General features: G+C 63.7%; 19 protein-coding genes. 11 read left to right on the top strand and 8 right to left on the bottom strand.

All coding sequences use genetic code 11. The features are described 5' to 3' along the window. Positions 1–45: 45 nt before the first annotated feature. Positions 46–1,266 (top strand): ROK family protein, encoded by a 1,221-nt coding sequence (locus V8U06_RS08330; protein WP_427140254.1) that lies wholly within the window; start codon positions 46–48, stop codon positions 1,264–1,266. Between the two features lie 54 nt (positions 1,267–1,320). Here V8U06_RS08330 and iolG read toward each other — a convergent pair whose 3' ends face one another. The 6 genes from iolG to V8U06_RS08360 form a co-directional block, all read right to left on the bottom strand. Further along, positions 1,321–2,313 (bottom strand): inositol 2-dehydrogenase, encoded by a 993-nt coding sequence (gene iolG / locus V8U06_RS08335; protein WP_427140255.1) that lies wholly within the window; start codon positions 2,311–2,313, stop codon positions 1,321–1,323. A gap of 139 nt (positions 2,314–2,452) precedes the next feature. Beyond that, entirely contained in the window at positions 2,453–3,472 is a 1,020-nt protein-coding gene (locus V8U06_RS08340) for an ABC transporter permease (RefSeq protein WP_427140256.1), read from the bottom strand. A gap of 35 nt (positions 3,473–3,507) precedes the next feature. After that, complete coding sequence (locus tag V8U06_RS08345; protein ID WP_427140257.1) at positions 3,508–5,046, bottom strand: sugar ABC transporter ATP-binding protein; 1,539 nt, start codon at positions 5,044–5,046, stop codon at positions 3,508–3,510. A gap of 95 nt (positions 5,047–5,141) precedes the next feature. Then, the gene (locus V8U06_RS08350) at positions 5,142–6,071 is read right to left on the bottom strand and encodes a sugar ABC transporter substrate-binding protein (RefSeq protein ID WP_427140258.1); all 930 of its coding nucleotides are present in this window, start codon (positions 6,069–6,071) and stop codon (positions 5,142–5,144) included. Positions 6,072–6,304: 233 nt separating this feature from the next. Further along, positions 6,305–7,117 (bottom strand): TIM barrel protein, encoded by an 813-nt coding sequence (locus V8U06_RS08355; RefSeq protein WP_427140259.1) that lies wholly within the window; start codon positions 7,115–7,117, stop codon positions 6,305–6,307. Between the two features lie 156 nt (positions 7,118–7,273). After that, on the bottom strand, positions 7,274–8,305 hold the full coding sequence (locus V8U06_RS08360; RefSeq protein ID WP_427140260.1) for a LacI family DNA-binding transcriptional regulator: 1,032 nt from the start codon (positions 8,303–8,305) through the stop codon (positions 7,274–7,276). A 164-nt stretch (positions 8,306–8,469) separates the two neighbouring features. Between V8U06_RS08360 and V8U06_RS08365 the strand changes: the two genes are divergently transcribed. The 5 genes from V8U06_RS08365 (at position 8,470) to V8U06_RS08385 (ending at position 12,272) form a co-directional block, all read left to right on the top strand. Next, positions 8,470–9,555, top strand: a complete 1,086-nt coding sequence (locus V8U06_RS08365) for a fatty acid desaturase family protein (RefSeq protein ID WP_427140261.1) — start codon at positions 8,470–8,472, stop codon at positions 9,553–9,555. Positions 9,556–9,578: 23 nt separating this feature from the next. After that, the gene (locus V8U06_RS08370; RefSeq protein ID WP_226918139.1) at positions 9,579–9,893 is read left to right on the top strand and encodes a MocE family 2Fe-2S type ferredoxin; all 315 of its coding nucleotides are present in this window, start codon (positions 9,579–9,581) and stop codon (positions 9,891–9,893) included. Positions 9,894–9,960: 67 nt separating this feature from the next. Further along, a complete protein-coding gene (locus V8U06_RS08375) occupies positions 9,961–11,184 on the top strand; it encodes an NAD(P)/FAD-dependent oxidoreductase (RefSeq protein ID WP_427140262.1) in 1,224 nt (407 codons plus the stop codon). 11 nt (positions 11,185–11,195) lie between these two features. Next, complete coding sequence (locus V8U06_RS08380; protein ID WP_427140263.1) at positions 11,196–11,990, top strand: 3-methyl-2-oxobutanoate hydroxymethyltransferase; 795 nt, start codon at positions 11,196–11,198, stop codon at positions 11,988–11,990. A 63-nt stretch (positions 11,991–12,053) separates the two neighbouring features. Further along, positions 12,054–12,272, top strand: a complete 219-nt coding sequence (locus V8U06_RS08385) for a hypothetical protein (protein WP_427140264.1) — start codon at positions 12,054–12,056, stop codon at positions 12,270–12,272. 161 nt (positions 12,273–12,433) lie between these two features. Here V8U06_RS08385 and V8U06_RS08390 read toward each other — a convergent pair whose 3' ends face one another. Next, positions 12,434–12,916, bottom strand: coding sequence for a hypothetical protein (locus V8U06_RS08390; RefSeq protein ID WP_427140265.1), 483 nt, complete (start codon positions 12,914–12,916; stop codon positions 12,434–12,436). 23 nt (positions 12,917–12,939) lie between these two features. Beyond that, the gene (locus V8U06_RS08395) at positions 12,940–13,947 is read right to left on the bottom strand and encodes a LysR family transcriptional regulator (protein WP_427140266.1); all 1,008 of its coding nucleotides are present in this window, start codon (positions 13,945–13,947) and stop codon (positions 12,940–12,942) included. 252 nt (positions 13,948–14,199) lie between these two features. Between V8U06_RS08395 and chvE the strand changes: the two genes are divergently transcribed. The 5 genes from chvE to V8U06_RS08420 all read left to right on the top strand — a co-directional run bounded on the left by chvE (position 14,200) and on the right by V8U06_RS08420 (position 20,751). Then, a complete protein-coding gene (gene chvE / locus V8U06_RS08400; RefSeq protein WP_226918144.1) occupies positions 14,200–15,273 on the top strand; it encodes a multiple monosaccharide ABC transporter substrate-binding protein in 1,074 nt (357 codons plus the stop codon). Between the two features lie 120 nt (positions 15,274–15,393). Beyond that, a complete protein-coding gene (mmsA, locus tag V8U06_RS08405) occupies positions 15,394–16,929 on the top strand; it encodes a multiple monosaccharide ABC transporter ATP-binding protein (protein WP_226918145.1) in 1,536 nt (511 codons plus the stop codon). Next, on the top strand, positions 16,929–18,137 hold the full coding sequence (gene mmsB / locus V8U06_RS08410) for a multiple monosaccharide ABC transporter permease (RefSeq protein WP_427140267.1): 1,209 nt from the start codon (positions 16,929–16,931) through the stop codon (positions 18,135–18,137). The genes mmsA and mmsB overlap by 1 nt, the downstream gene beginning before the upstream one ends. 127 nt (positions 18,138–18,264) lie before the next feature. Continuing rightward, entirely contained in the window at positions 18,265–19,260 is a 996-nt protein-coding gene (gene araD1 / locus V8U06_RS08415; protein ID WP_427140268.1) for an AraD1 family protein, read from the top strand. 57 nt (positions 19,261–19,317) lie between these two features. Then, positions 19,318–20,751, top strand: a complete 1,434-nt coding sequence (locus tag V8U06_RS08420; RefSeq protein WP_427140269.1) for an aldehyde dehydrogenase family protein — start codon at positions 19,318–19,320, stop codon at positions 20,749–20,751. The last annotated feature ends 135 nt before the right edge of the window (positions 20,752–20,886 follow it).

A 20,886-nucleotide genomic window follows, 5' to 3' on the forward strand; every position in this document is an offset into this window, starting at 1 on the left:
GGAGGGGCATGTGTTGCAGCATATGAAGGCGGGCGGAAACGGAAGATGCTGGTGAAGTCGAGCACGGAGCTTGTGCGTCAGCAGAACAGTGCGCTCGTTCTTGCGTCGCTGCGCCGGCACGGGCCGCTCGCCCACACGGATATTTCCCACCATACCGGCCTTGCCTCGGCGACGGTCTCGGCGATCACGGCGGAACTGGAAAAGGCCGAGGTGCTGGAGCGGCGCGAGCAGCAGGCGTCCGCCGCGCGCGGCCGGCCGCGGGTCATCTTCGGCCAGCGGCGCGGCGCCGGCTATCTCGTCGCGGTGCGCATCTCGTCCGATGCCGTGCAATATTCGCTCGCCGATTACGGCGGCACGCTGCTCGACCGGTTCGAGGAACCGCGCAGCCATGCCGACACTTCGACGCAACCCTTCGCGGATGCCTTCGTTGCCGCGCTGGAAAGGCTGGTCAGCCGTTCCAGGATCGCGCGGGAGGAGGTGCTGGTCGTCTCGATCAGCAGCAAGGGCCTCGTCGATCCCGTCTCCGCGCGGCTGGTCTGGTCGCCGGTCTTCGGTTCGCAGCAGGTGGATTTCGCCGCGCTCCTGCAGCCGCACTGGCGAGCGAAAATCCTGCTCAGCAACGAGACGCTGCTTGTCGCGCATGCCATGGCGTTGCGCATGGAAAAGGCAGGCGCGAAGAACCTGCAGGCCGTTGCCGCTCTGTCGCTCGGCCACAGCATTGGCCTCGGCATCGCGCGGTTCGACCGTACGGGCGAACTCTCCGTCACCGCCCCGAATTTCGGGCATATGCTGAATTCATCGGACGGGAAGCTTTGCCGCTGCGGTTCGCAGGGCTGCATCGAGGCGTCGGCCGGTTTCTACGGCATCCTGCGCACGGCTTTCGAAGTGCCGCCGGATACGATCCCCGCCAAGTTCGTGCCGCTTGCCGAAATGGACAAGATCGCGCTGCGCGCCCGGCAGGGACACCGCATGTCGGAATATGCCTTCCGCCAGGCCGGCCTTGCCCTGGGGCAGGGGCTGTCGCGCATGGCGAGCCTCTACGAGAACATGCCCATCGCCATTACCGGCCCGGGCATCCGTTATTTCGATCTTCTCCAGCGCGGTCTCGAAGAGGGATTGGCGCAATCCCAGCAGGTTCGCCTTTTCGGCGCACCGCCGATTTCCATCGTGCCGGAGGAGGCGACGCTGGTGCTGGAGGGGCACCTCGACCGGGCACTGGCGGAAATGGACCACGACATCATCGCGGCGCGGACGGCCGGCGAATAAAAAGACCGGGCGACAGAAATCGCCCGGCCAGTCGGCCTTGGGAGGAGGGCTCCGTCAGGCGACGGAGATCTGGCGTTTTTCTTCCACGGACTTGAGGGCCGCATCGGCAAGCGCGAGCGCGGCGAGACCGTCGGCGCCGGAAGGAGACAGGGACGTGCCCTTTTCGATGGCCGCGATGAAGCTTGCGATCTCGTTGGCATAGGCCTCGGTGTAGCGCGTCATGAAGAAGTCGTGCAGCGGCGGACGGGTGTAGCCGTCGCCATTGGCGACCTCGATGGAGACGGGGCGCTGGTTTTCCGCCGAGACCATGCCCTTCGAGCCGTGCACCTCGATGCGCTGGTCGTAGCCATAGCTGGCGCGACGGGAATTGGAGATGATGGCCTGCTTGCCCGACGTCGTCTGGAGAATGACCGAAACGCTGTCGTAGTCGCCGGCCTTGCCGATTTCGGGATCGACCAGCACGGCCGCCGTCGCGAAGACCGAGACGACCTCTTCGCCGAGCAGGAAGCGCGCCATGTCGAAGTCATGGATCGTCATGTCGCGGAAGATGCCGCCGGAGCGCTTGATATAGTCGACCGGCGGAGCGCCGGGATCGCGCGAGGTGATGGTCACCATCTCGACATCGCCGATGCGGCCGTCGTCGATCGCCTTGCGGACGGCCATGAAATGCGGGTCGAAGCGGCGGTTGAAGCCGACCATCAGCTTGCCCTTGGTCTCGTCTACGACCTGGATGCAGGCCTTCACGCGGTCGATGGCGAGATCGACGGGCTTTTCGCAGAAGATCGCCTTGCCGGCGCGGGAAAAGCGCTCGATGAGATCGGCATGGGTGTCGGTGGGCGTGCAGATCACGACGGCATCGATGTCGTCGGCGGCTTCGATGGCCTCGATGGTGCGGACCGCGCAGCCATATTGTCTGGCAATGGCGTCGGCGGCAGCCGGGAAGGCGTCGGCGACTGCGACGAGCACGGCGTCCGGGTTGCCGGTCACGGCCTTGGCATGGACCTTGCCGATGCGGCCGGCGCCGAGAAGACCAAATCTTACAGTCATGTTGTCCTCGTATGTGGGGAGCGAATAGGAAATGGCGAGTGGCGAATAGGGATCAGGTATGGGAGAGAGTTGGCGATCTGAATAATAGCTATTCGCTATTGGCGACTCCCTATTCGCAATCTCTTATGCGCTTGTGACCTTACGTCTTGCGCTTCTTCTGCCGGTAGACGTCGACGACCACGGCGGCGACGATGATCACGCCCTTGACGATCTCCTGGTAGAAAGCATCGACGCGCAGGAAGGTAAAGCCCGAGGTCATGACGCCGAGGATGACGGTGCCGATGACCGTGCCGGTGATGCGCCCGACGCCGCCGGCAAGCGAGGTGCCGCCGATGACGGTCGCGGCGATGGCGTCGAGTTCGTACATCACGCCCATGCCGGCCTGCGCGGTCTGGGCTCTGGCGGCGGTGACGACGCCGGCAAGGCCCGCAAGAGCGCCGGCAATGGCATAGACCTTCACCAGATGCGCCTCGACATTGATGCCGGAGACGCGGGCGGCCTGCACATTGGCGCCGATGGCATAGGTGAACTTGCCGTAGCGGGTGTAGCGCAAGGCGATGTGGAAGATCACGGCGACGACGAGGAAGATCACCACGGGCCAGATGCCGGTGCCGATGAAGTTGAACTGATCCGTCAGGCCCGAGACCGGCTGACCCTTCGTGTACCATTTGGAAATGCCGCGGGCGGACACCATCATGCCGAGCGTGGCGATGAAGGGCGGGATTTTCGTTTTGGCGATGAGCTGGCCGTTGATGAAGCCGGCGAGCAGGCCGACGCCGACGCCGAGCGCGATGGGCACGATGACGGGAAGATCGGTCAGCGAAGGATAGAGCGCGCGCGGCCAGGTGGAGGCCTGGGCGAGCGAGGCGGTGAACATCGCCGTCATGCCGACGACCGAGCCGGAGGACAGATCGATGCCCCCGGTGATGATGACCTGCGTGACGCCGACGGCGATGATGCCGATGACCGAGACCTGCAGGATGATGATCGTCAGGCGCTGCGGGTTCATCAGGAAGCTCTGGCCGATGAAGATCCAGCCGAGGATCTCGTAGGCCAGCGCGATACCGACGAGGACGAGAAAGATGTTGAGTTCCGGCGGGAGCCGGCGGGCCGATTTCTGCGCGGCAACCTGGGCCTGCGCGGCGGAATTCGTGCTCATGATTACCTCCCTTGGGCCGCGGACGGCCATGATCCTTACTGGGCAGCCAGTTCCATCACCTTGATCTGCGTGGCGTCCGCGCGATCGAGGAAGCCGGTGACGCGCCCCTCGTGCATGACCATGATGCGGTCGCTCATGCCGAGCACCTCGGGCATTTCCGACGAGATCATGATGACGGCGACGCCGTCGCGGGCGAGTTCGGTGACGAAGCGGTGGATCTCGGCCTTGGCGCCGACATCGATGCCGCGGGTCGGCTCGTCGAGAATGAGGATGCGCGGATGGGTGAGCAGCCAGCGGCCGATCAGCACCTTCTGCTGGTTGCCGCCCGACAGGTTTTCGATGCGCTCGCCAAGGTTCGGCGTCTTCACGCGCAGCTTGCGGCTCATTTCCTCGCAGGCCGCCGTCAGCGCGCGCTCGGCGACGAAGCCGTTCTTGACGAACTTGTCCTGCAGAACGGCGATCTGCATGTTTTCCAGGATATCGAGAACCAGCAGGCAGCCGGTGTCCTTGCGGTCTTCCGTCAGGAAGGCCATACGGTGCCGGATCGCCGTGTTCGGGCTGTCGATGACAAGATCCTTGCCGTTGATCGCGATGGTGCCGGAAGTCGCGGGCGTCACGCCGAAGAGCGTTTCGGCGACGTTCGAGCGGCCGGAGCCGACGAGACCGGCGATGCCGAGGATTTCCCCGGCGCGCACCTCGAAGGAAACGTCGCGGAAGACGCCCTTGAGGCCGAGGTCCTTCACCGACAGGACGACGTCGCCGATCGGGACCTCTTCCTTGGGGAACATCTGGGTGATCTCGCGGCCCACCATCATGCGGATGATGTCGTCGCGCGTGACGTCCGAGGAGGCGTGCGTGCCGATATACTTGCCGTCGCGGAACACCGAAAATTCGTCGGCGATCTCGAACAGCTCGTTCATCTTGTGCGTGATGTAGACGATGCCGATGCCCTGCGCGCGCAGGTCCCGGATGATGGTGAAGAGGTGGTCGACCTCGCGTTCGGTGAGCGCTGAGGTCGGCTCGTCCATGATGAGCACGTCGCTCTCGTAGGAAACGGCCTTGGCGATCTCGACCATCTGGCGGTTGGCGACGGACAGGTCACGCACCTGCGTTTCCGGGTCCATGGCGATGTTGAGGCGCTGGAAGAGTGCGGCGGTCTTGCGGTTCATCTCGCCGTGATCGACGAAGCCGAAGCGGGTCTTCGGCTCGCGGCGGATCCAGATATTTTCCGCGACCGTCATGAAGGGCATCAGGTTGAGCTCCTGATGGATCATGGCGATGCCGTTTTCGAGGGCATCGAGCGGTGAATCGAGCCGGATCTTCTGGCCCTTCAGCAGCACTTCGCCCTCGTCGGGCGTGTAGATGCCGGCGAGAATCTTCATCAGCGTGGATTTTCCCGCGCCGTTCTCGCCCATCAGGGCGTGCACGGTGCCGCGCTTCAGTCTGAACTGGACGTCGTCGAGTGCGACGACGCCGGGAAATTCCTTGCGGATGCCTTCGGCGGCCAGCAGGAATTCAGCATTCGGAATGGCGCCGCTGGCACGAACCGCGGCCATGGTGGTCGGACTGACCATCGTCCCTCCCTCCCGGAGCAACCTGAAACGGGCGGACGCGCGCACGCCGGGTGCGCGCGTCCTTCATGGTCTGCTTTACGGAACCGGCGTGCCGGTCAGTTCTTGGCCTGGAAATCGGCCATATTGGCCGGGGTCACGAGCTGGAAGGGAATATAGACCTTCGAGTCGACCTTTTCGCCCTTGGCAAGCTTCAGGGCGGCGTCAAGCGAACCCTTGCCCTGGCCGGCGGCATCCTGGAACACCGTCACGTCGAGCTCGCCGGCCGCCATGGCGGCGAGCGCGTCCTGCGTGGCATCGACGCCGGCCACGACGACCTTGTCCATCGGACGGCCCGCAGCCTTCAGCGCCTGGATCGCGCCGATCGCCATCTCGTCATTGTTGGCGATGACGGCGTCGAATTCCAGCCCGGCGGAAAGCCAGTTGGTCATGAGGTCGGCGCCCTGGGTGCGGGACCAGTTGGCCGTCTGCTCCTCGACAATTTCAAGGCCCTTGCATTCGTCGGTGGCAATGACGTCCTTGATGTCCTGCGTGCGCATGCGTGCGGCCTGGTTGGACAGTTCGCCCATCATGACGACGACCTTGCCCTTGCCGTTGAGCAGGCGGCAGACTTCCTTGGTTTCTAGCGTGCCGGATTCCTGTTCGTTCGATGCGACGAAGGCCTGCTTCTCCGGCAGTTCGTTGACGTTCACAGGCTCGCGATTGACGTAGACGAGCGGAATGCCCGCATCGGCGGCAGCCTTCGACATGGCAGCGGTGGCGTCCGTATCAACCGGGTTGACGATGATGGCGCTGACACCGGATGCGATGAAGTTCTGGATCTGGCTCTGCTGCTTGGCGACGTCGTTCTGGGCGTCCTCGATCTGCAGTTCGACGCCGTCGAGCGTCTTGGCGTAATCGGACATGCCGTTGCGCAGGACCGTCAGGAAGTTGTCGTCGAACTGGGCCATCGTGACGCCGATCGTTTCGGCATGGGCGGCGGTCGACATCATCACGGCGAGCGCCGCGCTCATAATCACTTTCTTCATTGTCGTTCTCCTCCTCGCGCGGTGTCCGGCGGCACCGCAGAATGATCCGGATGACCGGCCCTGCTCCTCCCGGGAGGCAGCGCCAAAACAGAATAAACAAACCGTGAATTTCATATTGCGGAATGTTTATTCCATTTTCTGCCTGTAACGTCAAGCCCGTTCCATTTCGAGGTGAGGGGAAACCGGCCGACCTGGGGAAAAGGGCCGGCGTGATGTCCGCCGACCCGTGGGTCTCAGAGGCTCTCGCGCAGGAAAGCGACGCTTTCGGCGACCGCCGCTTTCGGGTCCGCGACATCATGTACGGCCGGCGAAAAGGGCTCGAAGGACAGCGGGCCGGCATAACCGGTAGCAAGCAATGCCTTGATCTGGCTGACATTTCCAAGCCGGTCATCAGAGCCTACAAGAACGCGGTGGCCGTCCCGCATGTCGGAAACGGAGACTGCGGGGTCCTCGACGCCAGAAATGTGGACGAGGCCGGTCAGGTCGGCAAAAAAATCCGGTTCGCCGGCGAGGTGATGGTGGAACGTGTCGTGCACAAGGCGGAATGTCCGTTCCCCTCCGACGGCTTTGATCGCCTCCACCGCTTCGCGCTTGGAGCGCAGCGAGCAGATCTCGAAGCCGAGCGGTTCGACGAGGCCGATGATGCCGGCAGCATCGAGCAGGGGTTTCAGCGCGGTCAGCGCCTCGCGGAGGTTCGCCTGTCGCTCGCCATCGGCCCGGCCGGTGCCGTCGTTCTTCGGCACGAGCACCAGCGCACGGGCGCCGCAGGCGCTGGCGTAGTCGATCAGTTCTCTCGCCTCGGCCGCGCGGGCGGGCGTCCATTCGTTGAAGCGCTGGAGGGCGTTGATTGAGATGATCGCGACACCATGGCGTTCGGTGAGCGCCTCCACCTCGGCGGGCGTCGTGCCGTCGAGGATGGCGTTGCCGTCGAGGTCGTTGCGGATTTCGACCGCCGTCATGCCGAGGGAGACTGCGAGGGCGAAGAAGGCGTCGAGCGCCAGGGTGGGCGCCGTCATGTGGTTGAGGGCGAAAGTCAGGGTGGGCATGGAATCCTCCGGTCTTCGAGGCCATCGACAGGGCGGCCCCGCATGCACGCATGAGGATCGGGACAGGCTTGGCGGGCGTCAAAGCCGAACGTGCTGTCGCGGCCTTCATCGCTGAAAGATTGAGAAAACATCATGATGGAATACCATCATGCGGCGTCAGATATTCTCCGGCAGGAAGATGTCGAAGGGCAGGAATGTCTGGCCCGGCACGGCGTTCTCGCCCTTCTCGATGGCGGTCACCATCAGCGAGACGAGTTCACGGCAGAGGGCGGGCAAGGGGGTGCTGATGGCCATTGTGACGACGTCGTCGGCAAGGCCGGCCTTCGATTCTGGGGTCAGTTCGTTGACGATGAGCTGCACCTTGCCGGCATAGCCTTCCTCGCGGATCGCCGAAACTGCCCCCTCCATGCCGCCGCCGGCGACATAGAGACCGACGAGATCGGGATGCTGCGCCAGAAGGTTTGCCGTCGCCTCGTGGGTGATCTCGCTGGTGTCGAGATTGACCAGCGTGTCCAGCACCTCGAAACCCTGGCCCTTTTCGCGGAAGAAGGAGCGGAAGCCCATCTCGCGCAGCTCGTGGCCGTGAAAGCGGTGGCTGCCGACGAAGATCGCGACCTTTCCGGGGTGCCTTGCGCCGCGCGCGATCATCCAGGCGGCGGTGCGCCCGACCTTCATGTTGTTGAGACCGATATAGCCCTGCCGCACGTCCATGGCGAAGTCCGAGAGAAGGCAGAACAGCGGGATGCCACGGGTCTTCAGGTCTTCCACCAGGGTCGTGGTCGCCGGATAGTCCGGCGCGACGACGGCGAGCGCCTGGTTGCGCGCGGAGAGCTGGCGCAGCATCTCGGCTATCGCCGCCGGTGTCTGCGCATTGATGAACTCGATCTGCGGCACGATGCGCGCCGTGGTGCAGGCATTGCAGGCAATTTCGATCTCGCGCGCGAAATTCTGGTAGAAGGCCTGGCTCGGGCGCTGGAGGCTGAGGCCTAGCCGGTATTGCGGCAGGTCCTCGAAGACGCGCTGCCGGATGAGGCCGATGGCGTGATAGCCGATGGCATTGGCGGCCTCATAGACCCGGCGCGCGGTCTCCTCGCGCACCTTGTGGCGGCCGTTCAGCACGCGGTCGACCGTTGCCACGCTGACGCCGGCCGCCCTGGCGAGATCCGAGATGGTGGGTCTCGATGCCATGTTCCCCTCCGTGAAATCTTTCCATCAAACAAGAATGATAATGAATGATGGAATTTGATGCATTCTATCATGGCAGGATTGAGAGACACAAGAAGCGGCGGTATCGTTTTCCCATCAGATGAGGCGGGTCGGTGAGCGTGCGCCCCGCGTGGAGGAGACGAGCGATGAACCCGACGAAGAGGGACTACAGCCTTCTTGGCCGCGATGCCGAGGCGGCCGTTGCCAACGGGCTGGCGGCGGCCGAATGGTATCATACCGAAATCCCGCGCAAGGACATGAAGGCGCTGATGCAGCGCAGCGATGCGGAGGCCATCCGCGACACCACGATCTGGCTGGGAGCCATGCTCGTCTGCGCCGCCGCGGGCATCTGGTTCTGGGGAACCTGGTGGGCCGTGCCGTTCTTCCTCGTCTACGGCGTGCTCTACGGCTCGGCCTCCGACAGCCGCTGGCATGAATGCGGCCATGGCACGGCGTTCAAGACGATGTGGATGAACAATGCCGTCTACCAGATCGCTTGCTTCATGATCATGCGCAATCCGGTGACGTGGCGCTGGAGCCACACGCGCCACCACACGGATACGGTCATCGTCGGCCGCGACCCGGAGATTGCCGTCATGCGCCCGCCGGATCTCCTGCGGCTCGTCCTCAATTTCTTCGGCCTGCTCGATGCCTGGCATGCCGTCGTCGATATGGTGCGAAATGCGGCGGGCGTGATGAGCGCGGCGGAAAAGACCTTCGTGCCCGAAATGGAACAGCCGAAGGCAATCCGCATCGCCCGCATCTGGCTCGCCATCTACGCCGCGACCATCGCCGCCTGTTTCTACTTCGGCTCCATCCTTCCGGCCATGCTGATCGGCCTGCCGCGCCTCTACGGCGCTTGGCATCATGTGATGACCGGCTTGCTCCAGCATGGCGGCCTTGCCGACAACGTCGTCGACCATCGGCTCAACAGCCGCACGGTCTACATGAACCCCGTCAGCCGCTTCATCTACTGGAACATGAACTACCATGTGGAGCACCATATGTTCCCGATGGTGCCCTATCACGCGCTGCCGCGTCTGCACGCCATGATCAGACACGATCTGCCGGCGCCGAACCCGTCCATCTGGCACGGCTACAGGGAAATGATCCCGGCCTTCCTGCGGCAGCTGCGCAACGAGGACTATTTCCTGAAGCGGGAACTGCCGCAGACGGCGCGCCCCTACAAGGAAGAGTTCCACACTGAGACCGCGATTGCGGCCGCCGAATAACAACCCATCTCGGAGGAAACACCATGAGCGACAACTGGATCGAGGTCTGCGCGGCGGACGAGATCGACGAGGAGGATGTCATCCGCTTCGACCATGCGGGCCGCACCTTCGCGATCTACCGCAGCCCGGAAGACACCTACCATGCGACGGACGGGCTCTGCACCCACGAGAAGATCCACCTTTGCGATGGGCTGGTGATGGATCACATCATCGAATGTCCCAAGCACAACGGCCGCTTCGACTACAGGTCCGGTGAAGCCAAGGGTGCACCAGTCTGCGTCGACCTCAGGACCTATCCGGTCAAGGTCGAGGGCGGCACGGTCTTCATCGGGCTCTAGGGTTTTGTCGCATTATCGACGCCGAAGCGACTTCGCTTTGGCTGGAAATATTCCAGGGGAAACTGTCATGGCGAATTTCGTTATCGTCGGTGCCGGCGAATGCGGCGCACGCGCTGCCTTCGCGCTTCGCGACAAGGGGTTCGACGGCACGCTGACCTTGATCGGCAGTGAGCCCCACCTGCCATACGAGCGTCCGCCGCTTTCCAAGGAGGCGCTGGTTGCCGGCGCTGGCCCGAAATTCGTCGCGGAACCGCAGCGCTATGTCGAAGCCGGTATAGACCTGCTGCTGGGCCGCTCGGTCTGCGGGATCGATCGCGCCGCAAAGCGTGTCTCGCTGGGAGACGGCACGGTCGTTCCCTATGACAAGCTGCTGCTTGCCACCGGCGCCCGCCCGCGCGCCCTGCCGGGAACGACCTACGGCGGCCGCATCGCGGCGCTGCGCAGCCATGACGATGCCGCCCGCATTCGCGCGCATCTGATGGACGGCAGCCATATTGCCATACTGGGCGGAGGGTTCATTGGGCTGGAGCTGGCCGCTAGCGCCCGCAAGCTCGGCGCGACCGTCACGCTTATCGAGGGCCAGCCGCGTGTCCTCAGTCGTGGCATTCCGGCGGAGATTGCCGAGATCGTCGCGCGCCGGCACGCTGCCGAGGGCGTGGAAATCCTCTGCGGCGCGAAGGTCGCGCGCATCGAGGAACGGCCGGGCGAAGTGCGCCTCACGCTTGAAGACGGACGTGTCGTAGCTGCCAGCCTGCTCGTCGTCGGCATCGGCGCGGTGCCGAACACGGAACTGGCGGAAGCGGCTGGCCTTGCCATCGAGAACGGCATTGCCGTCGATGGAATGCTGCGCACCTCCGATCCGGATATCTTTGCCGCGGGAGACTGCACCTCCTATCCGCTGTCGCTCTATGGCGGGCGCCGCATCCGCCTTGAATCCTGGCGCAACGCGCAGGAACAGGGAGCGCTCGCAGCGGCCAACATGCTCGGCGGTGCTGATATCCATGCGGCGGTGCCGTGGTTCTGGTCGGATCAGTACGACATGACCTTGCAGATCGCCGGCCTTGCCGATGGCGCGGCGACAACCGTCCGGCGCGACATGGGCGAGGGGACATTCATCCTCTTCCATCTCGATGCCGCGGGGCAGCTGATCGCCGCAAGCGGCATCGGGCCGGGCAATGCGGTCGCGCGCGACATCCGCCTTGCCGAAATGCTGATCGCCGCCCGCATCCATCCCGATCCGGCGGAGCTCGCCGCACCGGAAACCAAGCTCAGGAAACTGCTCGCTGCCTGAGGGAGACCAACGTGAAGACCAAGAGACCGACCGTCGCCGACCTCCAGGCCATGAAGGGCAAGCGCCAACTCACCATGCTGCGCGTCGTGACGCTGGATGAGGCGGCAGCCGCCGAACAGGCGGGCATCGACCTCGTTTCCGTGCCGCCCGCCCTGCTGGGGCCGGCCTTCCGTGAGGCGGCCCCGACGGTCTTCGCCTTCCCTGGCCTCGAATACGGTGATTTCGTCACGACCGACGACTACCTGCGCGGCGCCTTCCAGGCGATGAAGGCCGGAGGCGATGCGGTCTATTGCGCCGCCGGCCTTTCCACCGTCCGGCGCCTGCGCGAGGAGGGCATTCCGGTGTGTGGCCATGTCGGTCTCATTCCCTCCAAGGCGACATGGACGGGCGGGTTCCGCGCGGTCGGCAAGACGGCGGAAAGCGCGCTGGAAATCTTCCGGCAGGTCAAGGCGCTCGAAGAGGCGGGGGCCTTCGCGGCGGAGATCGAAGTCGTGCCCGGCGAAATCGCGGCGGCGATCAGCGCGAGGACCGCGCTCGTCATGCTGTCCATGGGCGCGGGGACGGGGTGCGACGCGCAATATCTCTTCGCGGACGACGTGCTCGGGCAGAATCGTGGCCATTATCCGCGCCATGCCAAGGTCTACCGCAACTTCGCCGCCGAATATGACCGGCTCCAGCAGGAGCGCGTCGCCGCCTTCCGCGAATATGCCGATGACGTGCGCTCTGGCGCCTATCCGCAGAAGGGACACCTCGTCGGCATCGAGCCATCCGAGCTTGCCGCCTTCCTCGATCGGCTCAGCGCTTGAAAAGCCGGTTTCCCCCCGCCGCAAAACCGCCTATGTAGGCGCTGAAGGCGCGAGGAGACGTTCATGAAGTTCATCGACCCAGACCACCCGTTCTACCGCCCGCTCTGGCGGCGGTTGCTGCTGGTCGGGCTATGCGCCGTTTGGACGGCGGTCGAGTTCTATAATGGCGAACAGACCTGGGGCACGATCTTCCTCGTCGTGACCGCCTATGCCTTTGCCCACCTCATTCTCTTCTTCAAGCCTTCGGATGCGGCAGCCAAGCCGCCGGAACAGAAGCCCTAGGGAAAGGCGCCCCCAGTCCCTGCCGGTTTGCGCATGGCCTGAACGCAAGGCGATCGGTCCTAGACCATGTCAGGTTCAGATTGAACCAGACATGTTCAAAATTCTTTTTGTTTTCGTTTGTCTTTTCGGGAAAACCGGTTCCCACTTTTCCCTGACAAACTCTAGCGAAGTCCCAGGCTCTTTTCGACCGCAAGGCGGCGGATCGTTTCGTCGATCAGCATGTTGGCGATCTTCATGCGCAGCGTCGCATTGGCGCGAAGATCGACGGGTGCACGGTCGGGATGGTTTTCGCGCGCGAAGCTGCGGCGGCGGGCGAGAAGGTCCTCGGTGCTTTCCCGGCCGGTGAGGGCGAGATCGTCGGCCACGTCTTCGGGCGTGGTGCGCAGCAGATGCGGCGGCGGTGCCGGCGGCGGCTCGGCCGCGGGGGGCGGCTGCGGTTGCGGTTCTTCATAGAGATCGAGATAGGCGGCGGCAGCCTGCGACCCTGATACGAATGCGCCGGTCGTGCCGAGGCCGGTGAAACCGGAGGTGAGGCCGCGCACTGTGCCGGCGCCGCTCTCTTCCGGTGTCTCCGCATCAGCCTCCTCGGCCGCTTCGCGCGCTTCCGTCTTCAGGCGCTCCAGCACGGATTCAAAAACGGTCATGCCGAACATGGGTTATCCTTCTTTCAGTCCGGCGACAGCATGCGGCTGCGTTGCCAGATCAGATCATAGAGCAGTTTGGCGCTCGGCGGGAGCGCCCTGCCTTTGACGGAGATAAGGCTGTAGGGCTTGATGTCGATCTCGAAATCCGTGTTGAGGATGCTGATCTCGCCGGCCTGCGCGCCGACATCGGCGACGAAGTTGGCCATGTCGCGCGCCACCGGCGCGATGGCATTCGAGCCGCAGACGATGGCGGTGGTGAGCAGGATGGACGAGGTGTTGACGACGGTGGCCGGCAGCGGCACGCCGGCGGCGATGAACAGTTCCTCGATCCGGCGGCGCAGCAGCGTGCCGGCCGGCTGGAACACCCAGTCGTAGCGCGGCAGGTCCGCGAGGCCGACGACGGGCTTTTCCGTCAGCGGGTGCCCCTTGCGCACGATGAGGCAGGCCTTCTCGATGCCGATCTCCGTGACGTTGAAAAGGCGCGGGTTGAGGTCGTCGGGCACGCGGGCGATGATGAAGTCCTGCTGCGCGGCAAGCAGTTCGCGGGCGAGCACATTGCTCGTTTCCACGCGCACGTTCACCTCGATGCCGGGATAGGCGGCACTGACCTGCTGGATCGCGGGGACGGCGAGGCTGATGGCCGGCGCCGTCACCGAGCCGAGAAACACCGAGCCGCCGGTGCCCGACTTCAGGGCGGAAAGCTCGCGGTCGACCTCGCGCAACTCCAGAAGGATGGTGCGCGCCCGCCGCGCGAAGGCCCGGCCGAAGGCGGTGAGGGTGACGCCGCGCGAGATGCGCTCGCAGAGCTGCGCCTTGAGGATCGTCTCCATTTCGGTCAGCATGCGCGAGGCCGCGGGCTGGGATATGTTGAGCGTATCCGCGGCCGCGCTGACCTGCCCGTGCTGCTCGATGGCGACGATCATGCGCAGGTGGCTGAGCTTCAGGCCGCTGCGCAGCAGCCCGATGCTCTGCAGGTTGTCGAAATTCTCGCCGGCGAAAAGCTGCTCCTCGCCGTTTCCCTCTGTCCGCATGGCTCCCTCGTATAAAATAGTATATTTGGTTCACTGTATATCAAATCTGATATCGATTTAGAAGTTCATTGCATTTGACAGTTATGGCAATTCGTACGACGTTGCGCCAATGTGCGCTGGGGTCCTTGGGAGTGGGGACCGGCGGGCTTGCGCCCGACCAGTCCAGGCCGTCGCCTGATAGCGACCCCGCCCGTGCACAGAACAATGCCTGGCCGCAATTTCGGCCAGTGCGTACAAGGGAGAGACCTTTCAATGAAAATGATCACTTCGCTTCTCGCCGCCGCCGCCATCAGCGTCGCGTCGTTCGTGGCGCCGGCTTTCGCCCAGGACAAGGGCATGGTCGGCATCTCCATGCCCACCAAGACCTCGACCCGCTGGATTTCCGACGGCGAGACGATGGAAAAGCTGTTCAAGGAAGCCGGCTACACGCCGGACCTGCAGTTTGCTGACGACGACATCCCGAACCAGCTGGCCCAGATCGAAAACATGGTCACCAAGGGTGCCAAGGTTCTCGTCATCGGCGCCATCGACGGCACGACGCTCTCCGACATCCTGCAGAAGGCTGCCGATGCCGGCGTGAAGGTCATCGCCTACGACCGCCTCATCCGCGACTCGGGCAACGTCAACTACTACGCCACCTTCGACAACTTCCAGGTCGGCGTTCTCCAGGCGACCAGCCTCGTCGACGGCCTGAAGGCGAAGTTCCCGAACACCAAGCCGTGGAACGTCGAGCTCTTCGGCGGTTCGCCGGACGACAACAACGCCTTCTTCTTCTATGACGGCGCGATGTCGGTCATCCAGCCGCTGATCGACAAGGGTGACATCGTCATCAAGTCGGGCCAGACCGGCATGGAAACCGTCGGCACGCTGCGTTGGGACGGTGCCGTCGCCCAGGCGCGCATGGAGAACCTGCTGTCCTCGACCTACACCGATGGCCGCGTCGATGGCGTTCTGTCGCCCTATGATGGTCTCTCCATCGGTATCCTGTCGGCCCTGAAGGGCGTCGGCTACGGCTCGGGCGACCAGCCGATGGCGATCGTCACCGGCCAGGACGCCGAACTGCCGTCCGTCAAGTCGATCCTCGCCGACGAACAGTATTCGACGATCTTCAAGGACACCCGCGAACTCGCCAAGGTGACCGTCGGCATGGTCAACTCGATCATGGAAGGCAAGGAGCCGGAAGTGAACGACACGAAGACCTACGACAACGGCGTCAAGGTCGTCCCGTCCTACCTGCTGAAGCCCGTCGCCGTCGACAAGTCCAGCGCGGAAAAGATCCTCGTCACGGACTCGGCCTACTACACGGCCGACCAGCTGAAGAACTGATCGTTCTTCCTTTCCCGGGGTTCGCGACACGTGCGCGAACCCTCTTTTCTCCGGATCGCAGAGCGAATAGGCTCGGTTACGCCGCTTGAATGACGGCGGCTGGCCGCTGGAAACTGGTATATGAGCAAAACCCTTCTGGAAATGCGTGGCATCACGAAGACGTTCCCGGGCGTAAAGGCGCTCGACAACGTCAACCTGAAGGTCCGCGAAGGCGAGATCCATGCCCTTGTCGGCGAAAACGGCGCCGGCAAATCCACCCTCATGAAAGTGTTGAGCGGCGTCTATCCTGCCGGCTCCTACGAGGGGGAAATCCATTTCGACGGCGAGGTCCGCCGCTTCTCCACGATCTCCGACAGCGAGCATCTGGGCATCATCATCATCCACCAGGAGCTGGCGCTGGTGCCGCTTCTGTCGATCGCGGAAAACATCTTCCTCGGCAACGAGGTCGCGACGAACGGCATCATCGACTGGAAGAAGGCCTTCCGCCTCACCCAGGACCTGCTCGACAAGGTCGGTCTCAAGGAGCCGCCGGGCACGCTGATCACCGATATCGGCGTGGGCAAGCAGCAGCTCGTCGAAATCGCCAAGGCGCTGTCAAAGAAGGTGCGTCTGCTCATCCTCGACGAGCCCACGGCCTCGCTGAACGAAAAGGACTCCGACGCGCTCCTGAAGCTGCTCATGGAGTTCCGCGCGCAGGGCCTGACCTCCATCATCATCTCGCACAAGCTGAACGAGATCAAAAAGGTCGCCGACCAGATCACCATCCTGCGCGACGGCGGCACGGTCGAGACGCTCGACTGTCACCACGAGGACATTTCCGAGGACCGCATCATCAAGGGCATGGTCGGCCGCGAGATGGAGGACCGCTATCCGCCGCGCGAGCCGAATGTCGGCGAGACGCTGCTGGAGGTAAAGAACTGGAACGTCTTCCACCAGCATCACCGCGACCGGCAGTTCCTGCATGACGTGAACTTCACGGTGCGCGCCGGCGAGGTGGTCGGCATTGCCGGCCTGATGGGGGCAGGGCGCACCGAGACGGCGATGAGCCTTTTCGGCAAGAGCTGGGGCCACAAGATCACCGGCGACGTCACCATGCGCGGCAAGCCGGTGGATGTGAGCACGATCCCGAAGGCGATCGAGGCGGGTCTTGCCTATGTCACCGAAGACCGCAAGCAGCTCGGCCTCGTGCTGATCGACAACATCATGCGCAACACGACGCTCGCCAATCTCAAGGGCGTTTCCAAGGCGACGGTGATCGACGGTCACCAGGAGGCCAAGGTCGCCTCCGGCTATCGCCAGAAGCTGCGCATCCGCTCGCATTCGATCTACCAGGAAACGATCAATCTTTCCGGCGGCAACCAGCAGAAGGTCGTGCTGTCGAAGTGGCTGTTCACCAATCCCGAGGTGCTGATCCTCGACGAACCGACGCGCGGCATCGATGTCGGCGCGAAATTTGAAATCTACACGATCATCAACCAGCTTGCCGCCGAGGGCAAGGGCATCCTCATGATCTCGTCGGAGATGCCGGAACTGCTCGGGACCTGCGATCGCATCTATGTCATGAACGAAGGACGCATCGTGGCCGAGCTTTCAAAGGCGGAAGCAAGCCAGGAATCCATCATGCGCGCCATCATGCGCTCCGGGGAGAAACACTAATGGCCACCGATACCGCGACCAAGACGACCCAGCCTTCGGTGGGGGAATATCTCAAGAAGAACATCCGTGAATACGGCCTGCTCGTCGCGCTGGTCGTGATCATGGTCTTCTTCCAGGTCATTACCAACGGCGTGCTCTTCCGCCCGGTCAACATCACCAATCTGGTGCTGCAGAACTCGTTCATCGTCATCATGGCGCTGGGCATGCTGCTGATCATCGTGGCGGGGCATATCGACCTTTCGGTCGGCTCCATCGTTGCCTTCATCGGCGCGATCTCGGCGATCATGCTGGTGAAGTGGGGATTGCCGGCCATCGTCGTCGTGCCGCTCTGCATCCTGGTCGGCGCCGTCATGGGCGCCGCGCAGGGCTATTGGGTCGCCTACCAGAAAATCCCGTCCTTCATCGTGACGCTGGCCGGCATGCTCGTCTTCCGTGGCATGACCTATGTCGTGCTGTCCGGCCGTCCGGTCGGTCCGTTCCCGAAGGAATTCCAGATCCTGTCCACGGGCTTCGTGCCGGACTTCCTGTCCATCACCGACCCGGCGACCAGCCTGATCAAGAACTACGTCGCGCTCGTCGCCGTGCTGGGGCTTGCCGGCTACGCCATCTATGCGGGCCTGCGCGAGCGCCGCATGAACGCGATGCACGAGACGGAAAACGAGCCCTTCGCCTTCTTCGCCGTACAGATGGCGATCATCGGTATCGTCGCGGTCTTCCTCGGCTTCCAGCTCTCCACCTATCGCGGCCTGCCGAACGTGCTCGTCGTCATGGGCGTTCTGATCGCGCTCTACACGTTCGTCACGACGCGCACGACCATCGGCCGGCGCATCTATGCCATGGGCGGCAACGAGAAGGCGGCGAAGCTCTCGGGCATCAACACCGAGCGGCTGACCTTCTATACCTTCGTTAACATGGGGGCGCTTGCCGCGCTCGCCGGCATGATCATCGCCGCCCGCCTCAACTCGGCGACGCCGAAGGCCGGCGTCGGCTTCGAGCTTGACGTCATCGCGGCCTGCTTCATCGGCGGCGCTTCGGCCTCCGGCGGCGTCGGCAAGATCACCGGTGCGGTGATCGGCGCCTTCATCATGGGCGTCATGAACAACGGCATGTCGATCATGGGCATCGGCATCGACTACCAGCAGCTCATCAAGGGCCTGGTGCTGCTCGCCGCCGTGTTCTTCGACGTCTACAACAAGAACAAGGGCTGACCGGGAAACCGGTCGGCCGACCATTCAAGCGCAATTGAACCGGCCGCCGAAGCGGCCCATGCGGAGACGTGTGTCCACCGCAGGTGCGGAGCTTTGACCTGAAGCCCGCGACAGGAAGGAAACGAAGATGCTGATTTCGCAGGTGGCAAATGCCGATGGTTCCATCACCGTCGTCGTGAGGCAGGAGGGCGGCGAGGGCCGCGCGGTCAACGGCGCGAGCAGCGTCTACGCGCTTGCCATGGAGGCGGCCAACAGCGGGCAGTCGCTGAAGGCGGTCATCGACGCCAAGGGGCTTGGCGAGGCGGTCGATCTCGCCGCAGCCTATGCGGACGACCGGCTGCTCTCGCCGATCACCCATCCGGATGCGGCGCACCTGCATCTGACCGGCACGGGCCTTACCCATCTCGGCTCTGCCGCCACGCGCGATTCCATGCACAAGAAGACGTCGGAAGCGGCTGAGGAGACGCTGACCGATTCCATGAAGATGTTCCGCATGGGTCTCGAGAACGGCAAGCCGAAGGCCGGCGAGAAAGGCGTGCAGCCGGAATGGTTCTACAAGGGCAATGGCACGCAGGCCGTCGCGCCCGGCGAGGCGCTCACCTCGCCCTCCTTCGCGCTGGACGGCGGCGAGGAACCGGAAATGGCGGGCATCTACGTCATCGCCGAAGACGGTTCGCCGTTCCGCATCGGCTTTGCCGTGTCGAACGAGTTCTCCGACCATGTGACGGAGCGGATCAACTATCTCTACCTTGCGCATTCCAAGCTGCGGCAGGCAAGCTTCGGTCCGGAAATCCGCGTCGGCGCGGCGCCGGACGATATCCGCGGCTTTTCGCGCATCGTGCGGGATGGCAAGGTGCTCTGGGAAAAGCCCTTCGTCTCGGGCGAAGCCAACATGTCCCATACCTTCGCCAATCTCGAATACCACCACTTCAAATATGGCCTGTTCCGCGCGCCGGGCGACATCCACGTCCATATGTTCGGTACGGCGACGCTCTCCTTCGGCGATGGCATCCGCACGGAAGCGGGCGACGTGTTCGAGATCGGCGCGGATGGTTTCGGCCTGCCGCTGCGCAACCCGCTGGCGGTCGCCGCGGAAGAGGAAATCGTCATTCGGCAATTGTAATCCCGGCGGCAACCCGGTTCTATCGGCCCAGCAGATGACAGACAGGAGGCCTCGGCCATGACCATCCACCAGAACCTGATCGCCGGCGAATGGGTCGGCTCGGACGCCGTCAAGAACATCAATCCATCCAACACCGACGATGTGGTGGGCGACTATGCCCGCGCTTCGGTGGATGACACGAAGGCGGCGATTGCGGCGGCGAAGGCTGCCTTCCCCGCCTGGGCGCGTTCCGGCATCCTCGAGCGCCATGCGATCCTGCGCAAGACCGCCGACGAAATCCTCGCCCGCAAGGACGAGCTCGGCCGCCTGCTTTCGCGCGAGGAGGGCAAGACGCTGGCCGAAGGCATCGGCGAGACGGTGCGCGCCGGCCAGATCTTCGATTTCTTCGCCGGGGAGTGCCTGCGCCTTGCCGGCGAGGCGCTGCCCTCCGTTCGCCCGAATATCGGTGTCGAGATCACCCGTGAACCGGTCGGCGTCGTCGGCATCATCACGCCCTGGAACTTCCCCATCGCCATTCCGGCGTGGAAGATCGCGCCGGCGCTTTGCTACGGCAATACGGTCGTCTTCAAGCCGGCCGAACTGGTGCCGGGCTGCTCCTGGGCCATCGTCGATATTCTCGTGCGGGCCGGCCTTCCGAAGGGCGTGCTCAACCTTGTCATGGGCAAGGGTTCCGTCGTCGGTCAGACGATGCTCGACAGCCCCGATGTCAACGCCATCACCTTCACCGGCTCCACCGGCACCGGCAAACGCGTCGCCATGGCCTCGGTCGAGCATAACCGCAAGTACCAGCTCGAAATGGGCGGCAAGAACCCCTTCGTCGTGCTCGACGATGCGGATCTCACTGTCGCGGTGGAAGCCGCCGTCAACTCGGCCTTCTTCTCCACCGGTCAGCGTTGCACCGCCTCATCGCGCGTCATCGTCACCGAAGGCATCCATGACCGGTTCGTCGCCGCCGTCGGCGAACGCCTGAAGAGCGTCGTCGTCGATGATGCCCTGAAGGCCGGCACCCATATCGGTCCCGTGGTCGACGAGACGCAGCTGAAGCAGGACACCGACTATATCGAGATCGGCCAGAAGGAAGGTGCGAAGCTCGCCTTCGGTGGTGAAATCCTGAAGCGTGATACGCCCGGTTTCTATCTCCAGCCCGCGCTCTTCACCGAAGCGACCAACGCCATGCGCATTTCGCGTGAGGAAATCTTCGGCCCCGTCGCCGCGGTCATCCGCGTGAAGGACTACGAGGAGGCCCTTGCGGTCGCCAATGACACGCCCTTCGGGCTGTCCTCCGGCATTGCGACGACGAGCCTCAAGCATGCGACGCATTTCAAGCGCAATGCGGAAGCGGGCATGGTGATGGTGAACCTGCCGACGGCGGGCGTCGATTTCCATGTGCCCTTCGGCGGGCGCAAGGGGTCGTCCTTCGGCCCGCGCGAACAGGGCCGTTATGCCAGCGAGTTCTACACCGTCGTCAAGACGGCCTATACGCTCGCCTGAGAGCGTGGCCGACAACGGGTTTGACCGGGCATCGCCTCAAGGCGGTGCCCGAACTGTTTCATTATGGAGCATTCGCCCTGGCTCCTGAGCGCGCTTAAACCCTTCCTTTTCCTTGCTGTTTACGCGATTGGCCAT

This window comes from Shinella sp. G-2, from assembly GCF_050172695.1.
In the GTDB taxonomy this organism is placed as follows: domain Bacteria; phylum Pseudomonadota; class Alphaproteobacteria; order Rhizobiales; family Rhizobiaceae; genus Shinella.